The sequence below is a fragment of the Actinomadura sp. 7K534 genome, from assembly GCF_004348575.1.
In the GTDB taxonomy this organism is placed as follows: Bacteria; Actinomycetota; Actinomycetes; order Streptosporangiales; family Streptosporangiaceae; genus Spirillospora; species Spirillospora livida.
The window spans coordinates 1-1,757 of the sequence record NZ_SMKB01000461.1 but is presented as its reverse complement, the minus strand read 5'-3'; the positions used below and the strand labels follow the sequence as shown (position 1 = coordinate 1,757).

Genomic DNA, 1,757 nt, shown 5'->3' with positions numbered 1-1,757 from the left:
GGCGGAGGCGGGTCGCCCCGCGCGCGGCGCGGCGGGACCGGGCGCTCAGGCGCGGGCGTCGGCGGACGCGTCGGCGCGGGCCCCGCCGAGGTCGTCCGCGGCGGCGCGGACCGCCTGGATCTCCAGAAAAACTACCCCAAAGCCCCCCTGGTCTGATCCGCCGCACGGGGGGAATGCTGGACCACATGATCGAAGACGGGCCGCGCGAGCGGAGCGCGAGGCGCCGCGGTGGAGCGCCGGGCGCATGATCGGCGAACACGTCCTCGCCGGATACGTCAACGACGCGGGCGGGCGGGAGGCGCTCGACCTCGCGTCCGCGATCGTCGCGCTCACCGGCGGCCGGCTGAGCGTCGCGACCGTGCACCCGGCGGGCCTGCCCGCCGCCGCCGGCGAGGCCCGCGCGTTACTCGACCAGGTGGCCGACCTCCTGGACGACCGGCCCGCCGACCTGCACGTCCAGGAGGGGCGCAGCGTCGCCCGCGGGCTCACCGCCCTCGCCAGCCGGATCGGCGCCGACCTCATCGTCGTCGGCTCCCCCGAGGGCGGCGCCCGCGGCCGCATCGGCATCGGCGCCGCCGCGGACCACCTGCTCCACTCGGCCACCGAGGCCGTGATGCTCGCCCCCTCCGGCTACACCCCGCCCGACTACCTCGGCCGCATCACGGTCATGTACGTCCGGCGGCCCCAGTGCGACGAGGCGGTCATCCGCGCGGCCCAGGCCGCCGAGCGGCTGGAGGTCCCCCTCCGCCTGGTCACGCTGGCCATCGGCGACCTCGGCGGGGACGACGGCGCCGAACGGCTCCGCGACGACCTCGCCCTCGCCATCCGGCTGGCCCTGGACTCGTCCGAGCTGCTCCCCGAGGAGGTCTCCGCCGACCTCGCCGAGGGCGACGACGTCGCCGACGCAATGGAGGACGTCGACTGGCCCGACGACGAGCTCCTCGTGTGCGCGTCCAGCGAGGACGCCGCCGCCCACCGGGTCTTCCTGGGCGAGGTCGCCCTCAAGGTTCTGCGGGCCGCGCCGTGCCCCGTGACCGTCCTACCCAGGGGCTACTTCTGAGTAGTCCGTTTTGACCGATTCACTGGAACGGGTTGCCGCGCACCTTTTACCTCGACTACATTCCGTCGAGATCAGAACGTGACCTTGATACGTGACGGAGGCCAGGACGTCACGGCGCACGTTCCGTCCCCCCCGGTCGGGCACACCCCTGCCCGGACGAGCGCGACGGCAGGGAGCGAGATGGACCCGATCGGCAAGAAGCTGCTCGACATCGCCAAGAAGGAACTCGGCTACACCGAGAAGGGCGACGGCTACACCAAGTACGGCAACTGGTGGACCGAGAACGTCGACGGCGACCACGACGACTACTTCAAGACCGCCCCCTGGTGCGACATGTTCCTCGCCTGGGCCGCCGACAAGGCCGACGTCACCGAGCAGGCCGGGCAGTTCGCCGCCACCGTCGACCACGCCAAATGGTTCGACGAGCACGGCGCCTTCGGCCGCGAACCCGAACCCGGCGCCATCGTCTTCTACGACTGGAACGGCTCGAAGGACATCGGCCGCATCGACCACGTCGGCATCGTCGAGAAGGTCGAAGGCCGCACCCTCCACACCATCGAGGGCAACGCCGACGGCTACAAGCTCATGCGCAAGACCCGCGACATGGACGCCGTCGTCGGCTTCGGCTACCCATCCAAGGTCAAGGTCGAGGCCAAGTACACCCCCAAGCACGCCGCCCCCGCCCCGACCGTCGACA

General features: G+C 72.1%; 2 protein-coding genes. Both read left to right on the top strand.

The annotated features are described in order from the left end of the window. The first annotated feature begins 244 nt into the window (after nt 1-244). Nucleotides 245-1,060 carry a universal stress protein gene (locus E1266_RS37100; RefSeq protein ID WP_132055238.1) on the top strand — a complete coding sequence of 272 codons (816 nt, stop codon included), beginning with the start codon at nt 245-247 and terminating at the stop codon, nt 1,058-1,060. Nucleotides 1,061-1,240: 180 nt separating this feature from the next. Beyond that, nucleotides 1,241-1,757, top strand: a 517-nt coding sequence (locus E1266_RS37095) for a CHAP domain-containing protein (protein ID WP_132055236.1), incomplete at its 3' end; no start/stop codon positions are given.